Below are 17310 nucleotides of genomic sequence, written 5' to 3' on the forward strand. Positions count from 1 at the left end.
CTACGGTTCAGCGGACGCCGAGGCCCATTTGCATTAGCGTCTTGCGCACGGGTGGTAGGGAATAGAGCGCATTCAGCCCCATCGCTCGTGCGTCGCGCAGCGGACGCGCTTCGATCATCGATGCGCGGTTCAGCAGGTCGATGCCTTTGACGCGCAGTTCGATCTCGGTATGGCGGGCCTTGTGATAGGAATCCAGCATCTGCGCATCGCCTAAGCCCTCGGGCCGGGCTTGCGTCAATTCCAGCAAGCAGCGCAGATCGCCCAACGACATGTTCAGCCCCTGCGCACCAATAGGTGGCACCACATGCGCGGCCTCGGCCATCAGCGCGATGCGTTCGCCCGACAACCGTTCCGCCGACTGGCTGATGATCGGCCAGATCGTCCGGCGTGAGGCCAATTTCAGCGGTCCGAACAGCCCGCAAGAGCGTTCGGTCATGGCGGCTTCGAACGCGTCGGTTTCAAGGTTTAACAGTTCAACGGCACGTGGCCCACGTTCCATCCAGACAATGGCCGAGGACGGCTGGCCTTGCCAGTCGGGCAGGGGGACCAATGTGAACGGCCCGCCCGAGCGGTGAATCTCGGTCGAGACATTGTCGTGCGGGATGGGATGGGTGACGGCGAAGGCGAGGGCCTTTTGGCCGTAGCGCGTGGTATGAACATTGATCCCGGCAGCTTTGCGCATTGGTGAACTGCGCCCGTCGGCGGCGATTACCAGTTTGCAGCGGATGCGGGTGCCGTCGCTCAGGCCGACCCGTGCCTCATTGGTGCGGGTGAACAGGCTGACCGTACCGGTGCCGGGGCGGAAATCGACATTCGGCAGTTCGGCTAGTCGCGCCACCATCTCGCGGCGCAGCAGCCAGTTGGGCAGGTTCCATCCGAATGGCTGATCCGAGATATCGGCGGCGTTGAAATCACGCACGACGCGCGGTTCGGGCACATCGCCACCCGCGTCCACGATGCGCATGATCTGCAGGGGCGCGGCGTGGGCATCCAGCTTGGCCCAAAGCCCGCATTGTTCCAACAGACCGTGGGCAGGCTGCAAAAAAGCGGTGGTACGCAGATCCGATCCGTCCACGTCCCGCTCGGTGATCGGAGGGGTGGGATCGACGCAGACTACGTCGAACCCGGCAGCGCCAAAGGCGGCGGCGGCGGTCAATCCGGCGATTCCGCCGCCGGAAATCAGGATGTCACAGCTGTCAGTCATGAGTATGTCTCCGTTGCCGCAGACACTAGTGCTGTTGCGCGGTGGGCGCCAAGTGACATCCTGTCTCGTGCTTTATCCCCGAGAGATCAAAATCAGGACAAGGAACATCGTCGGCACCAGCATCAGGGCGGGAATGTAAAGACCCGGCAGGCCGAACAGAAGGATGGAACAGCCCCACATGCTGACCAGCGCCGCGGCTGTATAATAAAGGTCTTCAGCTTCGGCATTGGCCGCGTCCCGGGCCATCCAGCCAAACACGGGAATTGCAAACAAAAAGCGCTGCCAAAGAGGCAGGCGCTGAGGCATCTCAAGCGCGGTCATTGGGGTCTCCGATTCTGTTCGTCGCTGAGCTGCATATGGGGTCAATTCTGCAACTGCGAAACGAACAGATCGTCGCAGTGTGACAGCCTATCGCAGGCGACCCAGAAACCCGGTCAGATCATCGGTGTGATGGTGAATATGGTCAGCCTCGTGCGGGTCAGGCGCGACGTGCACGGTACGCATCCCCATCTCGTGCGGGGCGGCCAGATTGCGTGGATCATCTTCGAACATGGCGGCTTTCGCTGTATCGATTCCATCCTGCGCAAAGATCGCCTCGAACGCGGCTTTTTGCGGCTTGGGGCGATAGCCTGCGTGTTCTACGCCATAGATCGCGTCGAACAGCCCATTCAGACCGCGTGCCGCCAGAACGCGCTCGGCATAAGGTGCAGATCCATTGGTATAGACAATGCGTCGCCCGGGCAAAGCGCGGATATGTTCCGCCAGCGCAACATCGGGTTCCATATGGCTCATGTCCACCTGATGCACGGCGTGCAGATAGGGATCGGGGTCCAGATCGTGCTCTGCCATCAGGCCCGCGAGTGTCGTGCCGTATTCGCGCCAGTAATGTGAACGCAACCGGTCGGCCTCGGGGCGGTCGACGCCGATAGCTTGCACGACGTAATCCGTCATCAGCACTTCGATCTGATCGAACAGGCGCATATGCGGCGGGTAAAGCGTGTTGTCTAGATCGAACACCCATTGGGTGACATGGGAAAAGGCAGGTTTGACCATGCTTTGGGTTTAGGGCGATGGGCTGCGGTTTTCAATGCCGCACTTGATCGGGGGGGCGTGTGGCGGCTAGACAGGTCCGAACGAGGAGACAATTCAGCCGATGCCCCAATCCAAACAGTCCAATACGGACGCCTATAGCCTTATTCTCGAAGCGATAGACGTCGGTGTCTACAAGCCTGGTGATCGGCTGGTGGAAAGCGAACTGGCCGAGCGGTTTGGCGTTTCGCGCACTCCGATCCGCGAGGCGCTGCAGCGGCTGGAAACGCAGTCGTTGCTGGAACGGGACGGGCGGTCGTTGATCGTGGCCTCATTGGACCACAACCAGATGGCCGAGCTTTATGTTGTCCGGCGTGAATTGGAAGGGCTGGCCGCACGTCTGGCCGCAAAACACGCAACCGAAGAGGAAATTCGGGTCCTTCAGGAAATGGTGGTGGCCGACAATGAGTTGATCGGAGATCCTGTTGCGCTGTCGCGGGCCAACCGGAGATTTCACGAACAGATTCACCTGGCTTCGCATAACCGCTATCTGGTGCAGCAGCTTGATCTTGTGCATCGGACCATGGCCTTGATGGCGACCACATCGCTGGCCGCAGAAGGGCGTGGCGAGATTGCGCAGAGCGAGCACAAAGGCATCGTGGACGCGATTGCGGCGCGAGACGAGGACGCGGCGGCCAAGGCGTTGCAGGATCACATTTCGGTCGCCTTCATGACGCGGCTGAAACAGGATGCGATCCGGCGCGAGAAATAGCGGTCTCATGTTCCTCGACCGCATGCCCGTGCTGGGTCTTGTCCCAGAAGAACGGATTGACCGCCAGTTCCCACAGGCCTTTGTAGGCCGCCAACACGCCCAGCGGATAGTATAGCACCATGGTCGGCACCCAGGGTAGCAGGAACCTGCGTTTGCCTGCGATGACACCGCAGATACCCACCAATAGGTTGGCGGCTTCGGCGACGAGAAACAGAACCACGCAGGCAGTCAATAAACCGGGTGTCAGGATTGGTTGATACAGGTGGGGCAGCCCGAAAAAGATGGGCCAGAACGCCCACAAAAGCGGGGCCAGAAGGAATTGGCCCAGTGTTCCCAGAAAAAAGGCCTGTAAGCCCAAAAAGCGCAGCAACCCCAGATCGCGCAGCAATTGGCGTGGTGCGCGCATATGCACCAGATAGGTTACCATGAACCCCTTCAGCCAACGCGAACGCTGCTTGACCCATGGCCAGGCGTGAAAGTTCGCCTCTTCATAGGTCGTGGTGCTGACGATCTCGGTCCGATATCCGGCACGGCTTAGGCGGACACCCAGATCGGCATCTTCGGTGACATTATGGGCATCCCAACCGCCCAGTTCGACCAGCTTGTCGCGGCGAAAAAAGAAGGTTGTGCCGCCCAGCGGAACGACCAGACCAATTCGCGCGATGCCTTTCAGGACGACGCGAAACCAGCCGCTGTATTCGATGCTAAAACAGCGCGACCGCCAATTGGTGCGCGGATTGTAGTAGTCTAGAATACCTTGCAGGCACACCACCTCCTTTGGGGCGTTCGCGAAATGGCGGACAACGGTTTCAATCTGATCGGATTGCGGCGCGTCTTCGGCATCCCAAACGCCCAAAATCTCTCCACGGCAGAAATCCAGCGCATAGTTCATCGCACGGGGCTTGGTGGTCAGGTCACCCCGATCCGGCACAACAATGGCGCGCATCCAGGTTGGCAGTTCTATTTGCCTGAGCGCCTCATTGGTTACGTCATCCCGCTCTTCCAGCACCAAAATGACATCCAGCAACGCTTTGGGATAGGTCAGGCGGCGCAGACGGGCGATCAGGTCATCGGCAATCTCGCGTTCCTTATATAGCGGCACAAGGATCGAGACGCGGGGTAGGCGAAGCGACCCAGAGGTCTTTGTTGTTGGCTCAGATTTTTCTCGCCATAGATAAGCAATGAGCCCCGAGAGCCTGAGAGACAAGAACAGTCCTAGGGTCAGCAGTGCAAAGCCCAAAAGAAGGCCGAGGCCAACTATCGGGAAACAAACACAGAGTGCCGCGAACAGGATAAATCCAATGATCGGCCCACGGCGCGTCTGGGCCGACCAATTCCTGCAGCTTTGCCGCGCCTCAACGCGAGTTTCTGCAGCTTGTGCCAGCGGTTGAGCATATTGACGGGCGATGGCGGCATCGATCTGCTCGGGTCCTGCCAGAACCGGGATGATTGTGTAACGGTGGCGTTTCAATGCGTCTGCCACTGCGTCGAATGTATCTGGCCTGGCTGTAGCGATCAGCAGGATTGGCCCCACACGCATCCAGGGCAGTACATTGTGCTCCAACCAAAACTCGACCGGTTCGAGCAAGCAGAGGTCTGCGGCAGGTGGTACCTGCGCAAGATCGGCGATCTGAAGGCCGGTTTGGTCAGACAGCGCCGAGAGGACCTGCGCACGGCTGGCCCATCCTTCACTGACCAGTATTTCCCCCAATGGCGCGTTCTGGAATACTTGCATCCGCAGGGCGCGCGCCAACTGGTCGGATGTGATGATGCCTTGTTCGACGAGACATGTGCCGAGCGGTTTGCGCGAATGCGGCCCGGGCACAGGCTGCGCCAGTGGCTGACGCTGGAGATTCAATTCGACCATAACGAAACCCTGCCGCATTTAACATCCGGCAGGGTTGCTTAGTCAGGGTTAACACACGGTTAACGCTGTTGAATTCGCCTTTAAGCTTGTGCTTTTTGATCCGCCATCGCCGCGGCAAAGCGTTCGAACAGGTAGAAACTGTCCTGCGGGCCGGGTGACGCTTCTGGATGATGCTGCACCGAATAAACCGGGCGGCCCGTCATGCGGATACCGCAGTTCGAGCCGTCAAACAGAGAGCGATGCGTTTCGACTACGCCATCGGGCAGTGTTTCTGCGTCCACGGCGAAGCCGTGGTTCATCGAGGTGATCTCGACCTTGCCGGTTTCCATATCCTTGACCGGATGATTGGCACCATGGTGGCCGTGGTTCATCTTGATCGTCTGCCCGCCAAGCGCCAGTGCCAGCATCTGATGGCCTAGGCAGATACCAAAGACAGGCAGATCTGTTGTATCCAGCACTTCCTTGATCATTGGAACTGCATATTCGCCGGTAGCCGCGGGATCGCCGGGTCCGTTTGACAGGAACACTCCGTCCGGCTTGTGTGCCAGCACCTCCGCAGCCGTTGCGGTGGCGGGCAATACGGTTACGTCGCAACCCGCCGAGGCGAGGCAGCGCAAGATGTTGCGCTTGGCACCATAGTCGATCGCGACCACCTTGTGCATCGGGGCTTCCTGACGCTGGTAGCCATCGGGCCAAGCCCAACGCATCTCATCCCAGCGATAGCTTTGGGCGCACGTGACTTCTTTGGCCAGATCCATCCCTTCGAGACCCGCAAAACTACGCGCTGCAGCAATCAGGGCTTCGATATCGAAGTTTCCCTCGGGATCATGAGCCAGCGCCACGTGCGGTGCGCCTTGCTGACGGATCGCCCGGGTCAGGCGGCGGGTATCGACGCCGCCGATTGCGATGCGACCACGGCGGGCCAGCCAGCTTTTTAGCTCTTCTGTCGCGCGCCAATTCGACGGCTCGGTCGGGTCCCATTTAACGACCATCCCGGCTGCCACCGGATCGCCGGTTTCGTCATCTTCGGGATTCACTCCGACATTGCCGATATGCGGGAAAGTGAAGGTCACGATCTGGCCCGCATAAGAAGGATCGGTCATGATCTCTTGATAGCCTGTCATGGCGGTGTTGAAACACAACTCGGCCTCGGTTTGACCGGTTGCGCCGAAGCCCACACCGTAAAACAGGGTTCCATCGGCCAACGCCAGACATGCGGTGGGCTTGGACGGGGCGTTCTGGGCCATGGCGCGACTCTCCTGCAAGGTAAACGGGCGCATAACTAAGTGGGTTATACGCTAGGGTCAAGTCTGTTCAAATTTTGGGCTATTGTTAAAAATCAATGAGTTACAATTAATGTCCACTGTTGTACCAACCTTTTTGTTTCGATATGGTCAGGGTTCCTTTGCCATGGGGATAGACAGACCATATGGATATGCGATCACGGGTGAACTCTGCCCTGAAGCAAGCTATGAAAGACAAAGCCGCCGAGCGTCTTTCGACACTGCGCCTGATCAATGCGGCGATCAAGGATCGTGATATTGCTTCGCGCGCCTCTGACAATGAAGAGACCAAAGGCTGCGGCGATGCCGAAGTGCTTGAAATTCTGGGTAAAATGACCAAGCAGCGCAAGGAAAGCGCACGCGCCTACGAAGAGGGCGGACGCCTTGATTTGGCCGAGCGGGAACTGCGCGAGGTTGAGGTGATTGAGGAATTCCTGCCCAAACAGCTGGACGACGACGAGGTTAGCAAGGCCATTCAGACCGCCATCACGTCTACTGGGGCGGGCTCAATCCGCGATATGGGCAAGGTGATGGGCGAGTTGAAGTCGCGCTATACCGGTCAGATGGATTTCGGCAAAGTAGGACCGATGGTCAAAGATCATCTTTGCGCTAACTCGAACGGCGCTTAGTCACGTCGATTTGCGCAGTTTCTGACTCAGATCATCAAACAGCGCGATCCGCTCGTCCTCGGACAGGAACGCGCCGATCTCAACTTCGCGCCCATCGCCGATCAGCGTTACGTAATGGGGTACCGGACCACCGCTGGTGTGCATTTCAGGACGGGCCCAATAGCGGTTGCAGGTCCATTCCTGATCGCCCTTGTCTGGGTGGTGGTGCACAAGGTGGGCTTGCGTCTGGCCTAAGGTCAGAACCTCGAACACGCTGCGCGCGCGATAATTTGTCTGGATTGCCAACCAGAGGCCCAGAACCGTCAGCAGTAGGAACGGCAGCAGACCCCACAGGACGATCGAACCCAACATCGCCAGCAGCGGGATCAGTCCGAACAGGAACACCGACAAGATGACGGTCATTGCACCACGTGGTGGCAAGGAGTTGTGCGGCCAAAGCCGCAGTTCCTGTTCAGCGTCCGAGTTTTCTGTCCATTGATAAGGCATGGCGAGAACCTAGCTCAGACCGGCGCAATGTCGAAGCAAAAATCAGTCAGACAACGTGGCCGACGCGGACCCATGACAGGGCATCGTCAAGCCGGTCATCACCCCAGAACACTTCGTCGCGGACAACAAAGCTGGGTGCGCCGAAAACCCCCAGTTTGATGGCCTTGTTTGTCTCGTCCTCCAAGGCTGCAACAGCGTCCGGGCTGCGGGCACGGGCAAGCATCAGGCGTGGATCTTGTTGGCACCGAAGCAGGGCTTCGGAAATGGCGCTTTCGCTACCGGCCTCAATCCCGTCCTCGAACCAGATCCGATAAAGATTTTGCGTGAACCCCGCGCCCCAGCCGTCCTGCATGCCCAGCAAAGCCACCTGATTTGCCAGCGCCAGGTCAGAAATTGGATAGGGGGCGGGAAGTTTGGCGTGGATGTGATATTTTGCGGCGCGCCGCTCAATATCGCGCCACATATAGGCCGACTTCACCGGTTTGCCCGCGAAGGGTATATTTTGCTGTTCCGACATCACCGTGCGCACGTTGAAGGGGCGCCAGGTTACCGTCGCATCGTTTTCTTCGCACCAGCCATCCAGGCGCGTGATGGTCAGAAAACTGTAAGTGCTGCCGATTGAATACCAAAAGTCGATCTCGGGCATTGCAAGGCTCCTGTCAAAAGGGGCTTTGCCAACCAGAATACCGCAAAACGGAGGTTTTTTCGATCTTTGCCCAATTTAAATGGTCAAAGTAACGCTTTATCGATGGGTTCTGTCGGCTGAGGGGCAGTGCCGCAGGAAGTCATCTGGCGCAGGTCGATTTCGATCATGCGGCAGATGGACGAGATCGGAACATCGGTTACGTCGCCTTCGAACGGGTCCTCCATCGAGGCGCTGACCCGTTCAGTCACGAAGAAAATCCAGCAAACCAACGCTCCGATCGGAGCAAAGACTGCCCAGTCAAGCAGAACGGATTTTGTTACCGAGTAGCCCATGCCAGCGGTGATCGAGCGTTGGTCATTCAACGCCAGCGGTAACATGAAGATAAAAATATAGCTGAAGATGCGTCCGACCTCGGCGACCTGCCGTGGGAAGGGGGTATTCTTGATACGTTCGCTTTGGCCTTGCGCGTCTGCAAACCGTGCTAGCCGGTTCATCAGCGCCACATGCCAATAGGGGTCGATCTTGCCGGATTGCGCCAGTGATGAAAGCCGCTCACCCTGAAGAAACAACAGGTACGCGGCACGGTTGGATTTCCCTTCGAGCAGAGGCAAATCAGCCGCCAGTTGGGTATCGCGCCAGCATTCGGGTTCCTGATGCAGCGCGATTTTGTCCACGACCGGTTTGTGTCCGAACATCCACGGGCGGCGGGCACGTCCATGCGTAGCGGGCTGGCGCAGCTGAAATGCCAGCATGTTGAGCCAAGCGATATGACGTTCCAGCAATTCACGCCGTATCTCGGGCGCAAGCGGCGTGCCGTCAGCCTGAACCAGATTGCTGATCGTGTTGCCCCAATCGCGACTGGCGTTGACGATGTCCCCCCAGATCTTGCGGGCCTCAACCCAGCGGCCATAGGCCGAGGTGTTCTTGAAACCCAGAAAAAATGCCACTGCCAAACCCAGCATCGTGACCGGTGGGCTGGAGTTCGAGATCAACTCAAGCGGAGTAACTTCATCCACTAGTTCAAGCAGGAGTATCCAGGCCATGACGATGCAAATGAACCCGGCAGAGCCTTTGACCAGTTGCCGAAGTGTGATGCCGTGATGGAGAATCATGTGGCGCGCACCCGTCTTAGATTATGCTGTTTTCGCAAATACTAGCGGCCTGATCTTTGGTGCGTCTACGTGTTGGGTGCAGCAAGTTGCGGACTGGGGGCATAAAAAACACAAAGCCCCGCACGGGGCGGGGCTTTGCTGAGTTTGGTTTGGATGGCGGGATTAGTGCGCGTGGCCCTTGTCCCAGTCTTCCTGCTTGGGCAGCTGCTCGAACGTGTGTTCAGGCGGCGGCGTGGGCAGGGTCCATTCCAACGTATCCGCGTATTCGTTCCACGGGTTCGGACGTGTCTCTTTCGCACCACGCAGCAGGGCGTAGATCACGATGCCGAAGAACAGCAGGAACGAGGCGAACGAGATGAACGCACCAATCGACGAAACGAAGTTCCATTGAGCAAACGCTTCAGGGTAGTCGATATAGCGGCGTGGCATGCCCTGACGGCCCAGGAAGTGCTGCGGGAAGAAGGTCAGGTTGGCGCCGATGAAGAACAGCCAGAAGTGAACCTTGCCCCAGAACTCGGAATACTGACGGCCCGTCATCTTCGAGAAGTAGAAGTACACGCCAGCGAAGATCGCGAAGACGGCACCCAAGCTCATCACGTAGTGGAAGTGCGCAACGACGTAATAGGTGTCGTGATAGGCACGGTCCACGCCGGCCTGCGACAGCACAACGCCGGTCACACCACCAACGGTGAACAGGAACAGGAAGCCGAAGGCGAACAGCATCGGGGTTTTGAACTCGATCGAGCCGCCCCACATGGTCGCGATCCACGAGAAGACCTTAACGCCGGTCGGAACCGCGATGACCATCGTGGCCAGCATGAAGTAGGCCTGCTGGCGCAGCGACATGCCAACTGTGTACATGTGATGCGCCCATACGACGAAGCCCAGCACACCGATCGCGATGATCGCCCAGACCATCGGCAGGTAGCCGAAGATTGGTTTACGCGCGAAGGTCGCGATCACGTGGCTGATGATGCCAAAGCCGGGCAGGATCACAATGTACACTTCCGGGTGGCCAAAGAACCAAAGGATGTGCTGATACAGGATCGGATCGCCGCCACCGGCCGGATCAAAGAAGGTGAAGCCGAAGTTGCGGTCCATCAGCAGCATGGTGATCGCGCCTGCCAGAACCGGCAGCGACAGCAGAATCAGCCACGAAGTGACGAAGATCGACCAGCTGAACAGAGGCACCTTGAACAGTGTCATTCCCGGGGCACGCATATTGAGGAAGGTGGTAATCATGTTGATCGCGCCGAGGATCGAGGAGGCGCCCGATACGTGCACGGCGAAGATCGCAAGGTCCATGGACATGCCGCCTTCGGTCGTCGACAGCGGTGGATACAGAACCCAGCCTACACCTGAACCAAGCTGGTCATTACCACCGGGGCTGAGCAGCGAGGCGACGCCCAGCGAGGTGCCAGCGACATACAGCCAGAAGGACAGGTTGTTCATCCGCGGGAACGCCATGTCCGGCGCGCCGATCTGCAACGGCATGAAATAGTTGCCAAATCCGCCGAACAGGGCGGGGATGACCACGAAGAACATCATCAGAACACCGTGATAGGTGATCATCACGTTCCAGAGGTGACCGTTGGGGGTACATGGATCGGCCATGAAACCTTCGAGGCACATATACTGAACACCGGGGTGCATCAGTTCGAGCCGCATATAGACAGTCATCAGAACCGAGATCAGACCGGCAAGGGCCGAAAAGACCAGGTAGAGAATCCCGATGTCCTTGTGGTTGGTCGACATGAACCAGCGGGTGAAAAAGCCGCGCTGATCTTCATGCTCGTGACCATGAATGGCTGCGTCTGCCATTAGGTGCCTCCTGTTGCAACTGTACCGCGCAGTCGGACCTCTCCAACGCGCGGGATTCCTGCTGGTTTTAGATTGCGAAGGGGCGACCTTCAATGGTCGAGTTTGATCTGGATCAAGATTAATTGTCGCGGGCAGACTGTGCTGCGCGATAATCTGACCTCGGATGCGAGGGATTTGGGGATTCAGTCCGCGATTACAAGTGGTGACGGGGAAACCCGCTTGACCCGCATCAAGCGGCGGCTCAGAACAACGGGTAAGTCCAACACCGGAGGCCTGTAATGACCGCTTATGATCCCGAAAATGTCTTTGCCAAGATCCTGCGCGGAGAAATCCCGTCAAACCGTGTGTATGAAGACGACGACACCGTCGCGCTGATGGATATCATGCCCCGGGCGGACGGGCACTTGTTGGTGATCCCCAAAACCCCCTGTCGCAACATGCTGGATGCAACGCCCGAGCAACTGGCAGCGGTGATGGCGACGGTACAGAAGATGGCTCACGCTGTGAAAGAAGCGTTTGACGCTGATGGCGTCACCGTTCAGCAATTCAATGAGGCCGCAGGCGGGCAAGAGGTATTTCACCTGCATGTGCATGTATTGCCGCGCCACGAGGGCGTCTCGATACGCCCGCCCGGTAAAATGGGCGATTTTGACCTGATTGCTCAACACGCCGACAAGATCCGCGCGGCACTGACCTGATCCACCTTCGAAGCGAGCTGTCGCAGGCGTCGTGATCACCAAACGCATGGAACACGACACTTGCGTAATCGCGCTGCCCGTCGCAGGCCTGAGGAATACGGATCAGTCTTGTTCCATTCTTTTCAGGCGTGCGATCCGGACTCGTAAATCATCAGGCTGCTGTTCGGCGATTTCATTAGCCCGGTTCAAGTTTTTCCATTTGCACCTTCGAGCGTGAGCAAAGCCTCTAATTAGGCCAGCGGCTGGCCAGATCTTGGCCATGGCGTACGCATTGCAACCGCCGCAGCGCGGTTTCGTCATAGCGGCGCTGATTACCCGCAGTAGGTTTGAACGGCGGTAGAAGTCCAGAACCGGATCGTAGGTGCTTTGATTCCAGTGCGAAATGAGGGAGCCCCGATTGCATTCATTTTCGAAAACACCCCCTTGAACCTCTAGTCACTAGAGGAATTATGTAGCATGGTGATTCAGAAAATAGGACTCACTAAAATGGCTCATCAGCATTCCCACAAAGGGCACAGCCACGCGCATGTTGATCCGCAGGCCGGAGATGCGCGCGTTGCCTGGGCCATCGCGGTCAATATGTTCTTGACGCTGGCACAGGTTGTGGGCGGGGTTATTTCAGGTTCGCTCGCCTTGATTGCGGACGCCTTGCACAACCTGTCAGATGCGATTGCGCTGGTCATCGCATTCTTTGCCCGCAAGATCGCTCGTCGACCCGCAAACGCGCGTATGAGTTTCGGGTATGGCCGGGCCGAGGTTGTAGCGGCGCTGGTTAACTACACAACACTGATCGTTCTGTCGGTCTATCTGCTGTACGAAGGCGTAATGCGGTTTGTCGAGCCCGAGCCGGTTAATGGCTGGATCGTTGTCCGGATCGCTGGGATCGCATTGGTCGTCGACCTTGTCACCGCTATGCTGACCTATTCCATGTCCAAGGACAGCATGAATATTCGTGCGGCATTCCTGCACAATGTGGCCGATGCATTGGGGTCCGTCGCCGTGATTGTCGCAGGTACCGCTGTAATTGTCTTCAACTGGACTTGGGTCGACCCAGCGGTCACCATCATGATCTCACTTTACATCCTTTGGCACGTCAAATCCGAGATCGGTGAAACCATACGCGTTCTGATGTTGGGCGCGCCAACAGAATTGGATACGGAAGAGGTCGCCACAGCCATTGAAGGCGTATCGGGCGTGGCAGGAGTTCACCACATCCATCTGTGGAGCATGCAGGAGCGTGAGCCCGCGCTGTCGGCGCATCTGGTCATCAAACCCGACGCACAAGATAGTGCCGAGGATATCCGGGTGATGGTCAAGCAGGTTCTGCAGAACAAGTTTGGGCTTGGTCATGTTACGCTTGAAATCGAAGCCAGCGGGCACGCTTGCGTCGGATCAACCCGATTTGGGCATCAACAGATTTAGGGGCCTAAAACGAGAATTGCCGTTCCGATATGGGGTCGGAACGGCAGACTCGTAACCAAACACTTTCACGGATTTCGCAGGGCAGCCCTGAGATCACCGGTTAACACACCACTCACTCATGAACGGTCATTACATACTATGTGGTCAGATGGCGTTTGTAAGGAGAGGATGTGAAGAATCCCTGAATTTGAGGCGAATTGAGGCCATTCAAAGGAATTTTCTGAATGATTTTCGAAACAGAGTGCCCCAAATACTAGCATTGTCTTTTGCGTATTCTGGCCAGATCTATCCGAATACGTGGAATCACCTATAAACTAGGCGCCCTCGGTGGCGAAGACCTCATCAAAGGTCTTTTTTAGCGCAACATCGACGTCATCCATGGTCACCGGCAACCCAAGATCGACCAGTGAGGTCACCCCGTGTTCCTGAATTCCGCAGGGCACGATTCCGGTGAAATGTGACAGGTCCGGCTCGACATTGATTGAGATGCCGTGAAAGCTGATCCATTTCCGCAGGCGAATGCCGATGGCCGCGATCTTGTCCTCGGCTGGCTGGCCGGTGATCGTCAGCGGCTTGTCTTGCCGTTGCACCCAGACGCCCACGCGGCCGTCGCGGATCTCACCGGTGACATTGAACTCGGCCAGAGCCGCAATCACCCATGCCTCAAGCTGCTGCACAAAGCGGCGCACATCATGACCGCGTTTGCCCACATCAAGCATGACGTAAACAACGCGCTGACCGGGGCCGTGATAGGTGTACTGTCCACCGCGCTTGCTTTCATAGACCGGAAAGCGATCCGGATCGGTCAGATCTCCTCGCTTGGCAGAAGTCCCAGCGGTATAAAGCGGAGGGTGTTCCAACAGCCAAATGCATTCGTCCGCCTCACCCGCTGCAATCGCGGCAACGCGCGCCTCCATGAAGGCAGTGGCCTCGTCGTAGTCGATTAGCCCGTCGGTAGTCTTCCATTCCATGCTCGTTCCTTAGACCGTCTGCGGGGCAGGGGGAAGGGGTCAGGCGGCCTCGGCCAGGCAGCGTTGCAGGACTTGCGCATAAGTGTCCGTGCCCTGTGCGCCGGTCAGCAGATATTTCCCTCCAAACACCATCGAAGGCACGCCCGAGATGCCTCGGCTGGTCCAGAAATCTTGTTTTTCACGCACCGGTTGGGCATGCGCACCTGATTCAAGTGCGGTTCGCGCCGCCTCCGGGTCGAGCCCGGCCGTCTCGACCGCGCCCATCAACACTTCGACGTCAGAGACATCCTGTTGCTTGGTGAAATAGGTTTCGAACAGGGTCAGTTTCAGCGGATGCTGACGCCCCTGTGTTTCCGCCGAGTCAAGCAGTTGATGCGCGGCAAAGGTGTTCACGATTCTGCTGTCATCAGTGAAATTGAAGGTGAACCCAAGTTCAGTGCCCAACGCAGTCAACCGCTCGCGCGCCTGCTGGCTTTGTTCGGGCGTCGAGCCATATTTCTCGGCAATATGCTCCCGCAGGTTCTGCCCCTCGGGGCCCATGCTGGGGTTCAGTTCGAACGGATGCCAGCGCAATCGGGCCAGCACATTCTCTTGCTTCAGCGCGGCATCGAGTTGACGAAAACCTACGATACACCACGGACAGACCACATCCGAGACGACATCAATCTGCACGGTAGGGCGGGGATCGGGCGAGGGCATGGCTGCTCCAGATTGCATTGTATCGCGGTTAGATATGGCTAAAGCACGTGATTTCAATCGGCTGTGTTTTTGCCTCTTCACATCGCGCGGCTCAGCGTCTATACGCCCCTCTACCAAGTCATTGGCAGTGCGGTCGTGGCGGAATTGGTAGACGCGCAGCGTTGAGGTCGCTGTGGGGTAACACCCGTGGAAGTTCGAGTCTTCTCGACCGCACCAATGTCAACCCCCAAGATATTGTTTTTATAGTAGAAGTGTGGGGTTGAGTAGAGCCGGCCCCACAACCGGCCCCACACACTGGAAGCGATACATCAACGATGTTCGATCCAGTATTTCACTTCGGAAACCTTCAAGACGGATCGGCTCCCTGCTTTGTAGATTTTGAGGTGGCCACGTTTCCTAGCTCGGTAAATCGTGTCACGCGAAACGCCGAACCACTTGGCTGATTCATTTAAAGGGACATAGATGGGGGCCAAGTCAGGTGGTGACGCGGCAATCTCATGAAGGCTCGAATTGGCTCCTCCATAGAAGCTAGCGGGTTTTTGCACATTCATCTAAGTGCTGCTCCCTCCGAAACCTTCGCTCTAAGAACAAGCTCCGACAGCATGTTCTGAACAATTGATAGATCTGAATCAGGTTCTTTTTCCTTCAGGTAGAAGTGAAGCCGCAGACAGTACGCTAGTTCTTCAAGGGGCAGGCAGGAGGCCACATCGCGAATGGTCGCAATTATTGATTTCATCTCACTTTGATTGCACATCTCCTTCTCGTCTTCGATTTCGCGACGTTTGACGGCCCTGTACATATAAGCTTCTAGTGCCAGTCCCCTTCGAACGTCTTGGGAAAGTCCAAAAGGAAGCATTTCTGCATCTCGGTTGCAGGCTCGGTACAAATCAAGCAGCTCGCCAGCCAGATCCAAATTTGGTAGGAGGTTAAGGTAGTCAACGTACGTAACCTCAAGGGGGCAAGGCGTCTCAGACGTATTGGTGTTTAGCTCTGCTTCCATTCTTCTTCCTATTCTGGTTTCAGGTTCCGCGCCGTGCCTAAATTCATGTTCAGGCTAGGATTGGCGCTTTGGTGCTCGAAGGCTATTTGCGAAGAGCGAATGGAGTAAATCCGTGCAAAATATTATTTCCAATTTGGGGCTGGTGCGGTGTTTGGGTGGATTTAAGGCATTGACTTTTAACATTTTTTACTGTTCTTGAGTGCTGCAAGAATAACCATAGGCAGTTCAAGAATAGTTTTCGACCCCCTCAAGAATAGTCAGGCCTCAACCCAAGAATAGGCGCCGAGGTGAAATCCAGGCGTTTTATGCTACCCAGCATTCAAACACGACAAGCGGCTACCTTCAGTTGCCATGGTGGATACAACACAGACAGCGGCCAATCTCCTATACCATTATGAAACCAAAGTGCAGGGTCGGGCCCAGTTGGCGGCGCTGACATTTCCGGCCCTGGAAAGCCGTGTTTCGATTGACGGCTATGACGCTGGCGTCGCCCTGGCGTTCAAACGTATGAACAAGCTCAAAACTGCGCTCAAAAAATCCGACCTGGGCGACTTTTTGTATGTTCAACTGGAAGCGCCATTTCAGCCTGAAACGGAAACGTTCTACCTGCATTTTCATATTTTCCTGACCTTCGATCTTGGTGATGTCCATCGTCAAAGAGCATTGGCCTTCATCAAGGAGAATTCGCCTTGGCTGCAATGTAAGGCCGGCGTTCATCTAAAACGCATTGCACATCAGGATGTCGCCAGATTCATCCGATATGGAACCAAGCCGAGCAAAACCGCATATGAGATTGCGGCGTCTAAAAACAAAGAGGTGTTTGAAACTTATCTGGCTGTCTCCAAGGGGCGGCGTCTTATAAGGACGGAAGGTTCGCTGAAGGAGACAGTGCAGGAGTTAAAAGAGCAGGGGCGACGTACGAAGTTCTCCCAATGCGAAAATACCGGCCGTCTTTCTGTCTGCCTTGTGGAAAAACGTGGAGGCCGCGAACCAGAAGCCATTGAACAGGTGGATCGCAAGGGGGGCAGGGGGCAAGACACGCCGAAGCCAAAGACCGGGAGCAATGCAAAAAACATCTACTGTGGTTGCGGCCGCCCTGTCGCGTCGCCAGATGGTCGCCTGGTCGCTTTTGGGTACGTCCAGGACTTCTGCAACAAATCCTTCGAGCCAAGTTTGGGAAAGGGCGTTCAGGGCAGTTTGTTTGAGGTCAATCGGATCGCTCGACATGCGTGGGAGACGAACACGGGAAAACCCTTCGACTTGAAGGAATTCCTTTCTCCGCTTGCCGACGACATCATACGGTTGCTCAGCGATGCTGATGTTCAGAGTTACACGGTAATCGCCTCACCTAGTGTTCTGAGGACACTTCGGCAGATTCAAAACGAGCGCGAGCAACGATCCCGATGCCAAAAGGCGGTTCAAAGTGGAAGTTATGGCCAGAAAGGTATTACGAGAAAACCAAGACGTTGGGTTTCCAGAATGATCCCAGTCTTGAATTGGTTCACAGGCTTCATGAACGGAATTTTCGGCAAAACCAGCAGGCCATCCTCAAGCACTGTCGTCAATCAAAATTGGGATGTCCATTGAACTTTCATATAACTTGCAATACATTACACGAATGAACAGAAACCGGGTCCACATCCAATTGATATGAGCAGCAACTTTGCTGTT

Annotated in this window: 18 protein-coding genes and 1 tRNA gene; 6 read left to right on the forward strand and 13 right to left on the reverse strand. The window is 56.6% G+C overall.

The annotated features are described in order from the left end of the window. Window positions 1-7: 7 nt before the first annotated feature. The 3 genes from ACR0BI_RS00555 to ACR0BI_RS00565 form a co-directional block, all read right to left on the reverse strand. Window positions 8-1204, reverse strand: a complete 1197-nt coding sequence (locus ACR0BI_RS00555; RefSeq protein ID WP_170393479.1) for a UbiH/UbiF family hydroxylase — start codon at window positions 1202-1204, stop codon at window positions 8-10. A gap of 72 nt (window positions 1205-1276) precedes the next feature. Next, the gene (locus tag ACR0BI_RS00560; RefSeq protein WP_170393477.1) at window positions 1277-1525 is read right to left on the reverse strand and encodes a hypothetical protein; all 249 of its coding nucleotides are present in this window, start codon (window positions 1523-1525) and stop codon (window positions 1277-1279) included. 87 nt (window positions 1526-1612) lie between these two features. Next, on the reverse strand, window positions 1613-2257 hold the full coding sequence (locus tag ACR0BI_RS00565; protein WP_170393475.1) for a pyrimidine 5'-nucleotidase: 645 nt from the start codon (window positions 2255-2257) through the stop codon (window positions 1613-1615). Window positions 2258-2357: 100 nt separating this feature from the next. Here ACR0BI_RS00565 and ACR0BI_RS00570 point away from each other — a divergent pair, with 100 nt between their 5' ends. Then, window positions 2358-3005, forward strand: coding sequence for a GntR family transcriptional regulator (locus tag ACR0BI_RS00570; protein ID WP_170662202.1), 648 nt, complete (start codon window positions 2358-2360; stop codon window positions 3003-3005). Here the strand turns inward: ACR0BI_RS00570 and ACR0BI_RS00575 are convergent. Both ACR0BI_RS00575 and carA read right to left on the reverse strand, forming a co-directional pair. Then, entirely contained in the window at window positions 2962-4890 is a 1929-nt protein-coding gene (locus ACR0BI_RS00575) for a glycosyltransferase family 2 protein (protein WP_480561743.1), read from the reverse strand. The two genes, ACR0BI_RS00570 and ACR0BI_RS00575, sit on opposite strands and share 44 nt — an antisense overlap. A gap of 62 nt (window positions 4891-4952) precedes the next feature. Then, a complete protein-coding gene (carA, locus tag ACR0BI_RS00580; protein ID WP_170393471.1) occupies window positions 4953-6119 on the reverse strand; it encodes a glutamine-hydrolyzing carbamoyl-phosphate synthase small subunit in 1167 nt (388 codons plus the stop codon). A gap of 182 nt (window positions 6120-6301) precedes the next feature. Between carA and ACR0BI_RS00585 the strand changes: the two genes are divergently transcribed. Further along, window positions 6302-6784: a GatB/YqeY domain-containing protein gene (locus tag ACR0BI_RS00585; RefSeq protein ID WP_170393469.1), complete on the forward strand. Its 483-nt coding sequence runs from the start codon at window positions 6302-6304 to the stop codon at window positions 6782-6784. Here ACR0BI_RS00585 and ACR0BI_RS00590 read toward each other — a convergent pair whose 3' ends face one another. From ACR0BI_RS00590 to ctaD, 4 genes are all read right to left on the reverse strand, one after another. Further along, on the reverse strand, window positions 6785-7270 hold the full coding sequence (locus ACR0BI_RS00590; protein WP_170510555.1) for a DUF2244 domain-containing protein: 486 nt from the start codon (window positions 7268-7270) through the stop codon (window positions 6785-6787). It abuts the gene before it with no gap. A gap of 46 nt (window positions 7271-7316) precedes the next feature. After that, window positions 7317-7916 carry a 2-hydroxychromene-2-carboxylate isomerase gene (locus tag ACR0BI_RS00595; protein WP_170393465.1) on the reverse strand — a complete coding sequence of 200 codons (600 nt, stop codon included), beginning with the start codon at window positions 7914-7916 and terminating at the stop codon, window positions 7317-7319. Between the two features lie 83 nt (window positions 7917-7999). After that, window positions 8000-8959: a bestrophin family protein gene (locus ACR0BI_RS00600; RefSeq protein WP_480747106.1), complete on the reverse strand. Its 960-nt coding sequence runs from the start codon at window positions 8957-8959 to the stop codon at window positions 8000-8002. Window positions 8960-9190: 231 nt separating this feature from the next. Continuing rightward, complete coding sequence (gene ctaD, locus ACR0BI_RS00605; protein WP_170393460.1) at window positions 9191-10849, reverse strand: cytochrome c oxidase subunit I; 1659 nt, start codon at window positions 10847-10849, stop codon at window positions 9191-9193. A gap of 278 nt (window positions 10850-11127) precedes the next feature. On the opposite strand from ctaD, the gene ACR0BI_RS00610 reads away from it, so the two are divergent. After that, the gene (locus ACR0BI_RS00610) at window positions 11128-11547 is read left to right on the forward strand and encodes an HIT family protein (RefSeq protein WP_170393458.1); all 420 of its coding nucleotides are present in this window, start codon (window positions 11128-11130) and stop codon (window positions 11545-11547) included. A gap of 486 nt (window positions 11548-12033) precedes the next feature. Beyond that, the gene (locus tag ACR0BI_RS00615) at window positions 12034-12969 is read left to right on the forward strand and encodes a cation diffusion facilitator family transporter (protein WP_480561741.1); all 936 of its coding nucleotides are present in this window, start codon (window positions 12034-12036) and stop codon (window positions 12967-12969) included. Between the two features lie 314 nt (window positions 12970-13283). Here the strand turns inward: ACR0BI_RS00615 and lipB are convergent, their stop codons facing one another. Both lipB and ACR0BI_RS00625 read right to left on the reverse strand, forming a co-directional pair. Beyond that, window positions 13284-13940 (reverse strand): lipoyl(octanoyl) transferase LipB, encoded by a 657-nt coding sequence (lipB, locus tag ACR0BI_RS00620; protein WP_480561739.1) that lies wholly within the window; start codon window positions 13938-13940, stop codon window positions 13284-13286. A gap of 39 nt (window positions 13941-13979) precedes the next feature. Further along, window positions 13980-14639 carry a DsbA family oxidoreductase gene (locus ACR0BI_RS00625; protein WP_480561737.1) on the reverse strand — a complete coding sequence of 220 codons (660 nt, stop codon included), beginning with the start codon at window positions 14637-14639 and terminating at the stop codon, window positions 13980-13982. A gap of 129 nt (window positions 14640-14768) precedes the next feature. Here ACR0BI_RS00625 and ACR0BI_RS00630 point away from each other — a divergent pair. After that, a tRNA-Leu gene (locus ACR0BI_RS00630) sits at window positions 14769-14855 on the forward strand. Window positions 14856-14947: 92 nt separating this feature from the next. On the opposite strand, the gene ACR0BI_RS00635 is transcribed toward ACR0BI_RS00630, so the two are convergent. Continuing rightward, complete coding sequence (locus ACR0BI_RS00635; protein WP_170645865.1) at window positions 14948-15190, reverse strand: helix-turn-helix domain-containing protein; 243 nt, start codon at window positions 15188-15190, stop codon at window positions 14948-14950. Continuing rightward, complete coding sequence (locus tag ACR0BI_RS00640) at window positions 15187-15639, reverse strand: hypothetical protein (protein WP_480561735.1); 453 nt, start codon at window positions 15637-15639, stop codon at window positions 15187-15189. Before ACR0BI_RS00640 ends, ACR0BI_RS00635 begins: the two co-directional genes overlap by 4 nt. A 351-nt stretch (window positions 15640-15990) precedes the next feature. Here ACR0BI_RS00640 and ACR0BI_RS00645 point away from each other — a divergent pair, with 351 nt between their 5' ends. Continuing rightward, window positions 15991-17226 (forward strand): hypothetical protein, encoded by a 1236-nt coding sequence (locus ACR0BI_RS00645; RefSeq protein ID WP_480561733.1) that lies wholly within the window; start codon window positions 15991-15993, stop codon window positions 17224-17226. Window positions 17227-17310: the final 84 nt, after the last annotated feature.

Source organism: Ruegeria sp. E5 (assembly GCF_056534105.1).

Bases quoted from the DNA above. Each gene is read 5' to 3' on its own strand.
- carA (WP_170393471.1), bottom strand. From the start codon at position 6,119: ATGGCCCAGAACGCCCCGTCCAAGCCCACCGCATGTCTGGCGTTGGCC.
- ACR0BI_RS00635 (WP_170645865.1), bottom strand. From the start codon at position 15,190: ATGAATGTGCAAAAACCCGCTAGCTTCTATGGAGGAGCCAATTCGAGC.
- ACR0BI_RS00570 (WP_170662202.1), top strand. From the start codon at position 2,358: ATGCCCCAATCCAAACAGTCCAATACGGACGCCTATAGCCTTATTCTC.
- ACR0BI_RS00600 (WP_480747106.1), bottom strand. From the start codon at position 8,959: ATGGCCTGGATACTCCTGCTTGAACTAGTGGATGAAGTTACTCCGCTT.
- ACR0BI_RS00595 (WP_170393465.1), bottom strand. From the start codon at position 7,916: ATGCCCGAGATCGACTTTTGGTATTCAATCGGCAGCACTTACAGTTTT.
- ACR0BI_RS00575 (WP_480561743.1), bottom strand. From the start codon at position 4,890: ATGCGGCAGGGTTTCGTTATGGTCGAATTGAATCTCCAGCGTCAGCCA.
- ACR0BI_RS00590 (WP_170510555.1), bottom strand. From the start codon at position 7,270: ATGCCTTATCAATGGACAGAAAACTCGGACGCTGAACAGGAACTGCGG.
- ctaD (WP_170393460.1), bottom strand. From the start codon at position 10,849: ATGGCAGACGCAGCCATTCATGGTCACGAGCATGAAGATCAGCGCGGC.
- ACR0BI_RS00615 (WP_480561741.1), top strand. From the start codon at position 12,034: ATGGCTCATCAGCATTCCCACAAAGGGCACAGCCACGCGCATGTTGAT.
- ACR0BI_RS00640 (WP_480561735.1), bottom strand. From the start codon at position 15,639: ATGGAAGCAGAGCTAAACACCAATACGTCTGAGACGCCTTGCCCCCTT.
- ACR0BI_RS00565 (WP_170393475.1), bottom strand. From the start codon at position 2,257: ATGGTCAAACCTGCCTTTTCCCATGTCACCCAATGGGTGTTCGATCTA.
- ACR0BI_RS00585 (WP_170393469.1), top strand. From the start codon at position 6,302: ATGGATATGCGATCACGGGTGAACTCTGCCCTGAAGCAAGCTATGAAA.
- ACR0BI_RS00610 (WP_170393458.1), top strand. From the start codon at position 11,128: ATGACCGCTTATGATCCCGAAAATGTCTTTGCCAAGATCCTGCGCGGA.
- ACR0BI_RS00555 (WP_170393479.1), bottom strand. From the start codon at position 1,204: ATGACTGACAGCTGTGACATCCTGATTTCCGGCGGCGGAATCGCCGGA.
- ACR0BI_RS00560 (WP_170393477.1), bottom strand. From the start codon at position 1,525: ATGACCGCGCTTGAGATGCCTCAGCGCCTGCCTCTTTGGCAGCGCTTT.
- lipB (WP_480561739.1), bottom strand. From the start codon at position 13,940: ATGGAATGGAAGACTACCGACGGGCTAATCGACTACGACGAGGCCACT.
- ACR0BI_RS00625 (WP_480561737.1), bottom strand. From the start codon at position 14,639: ATGCCCTCGCCCGATCCCCGCCCTACCGTGCAGATTGATGTCGTCTCG.
- ACR0BI_RS00645 (WP_480561733.1), top strand. From the start codon at position 15,991: ATGGTGGATACAACACAGACAGCGGCCAATCTCCTATACCATTATGAA.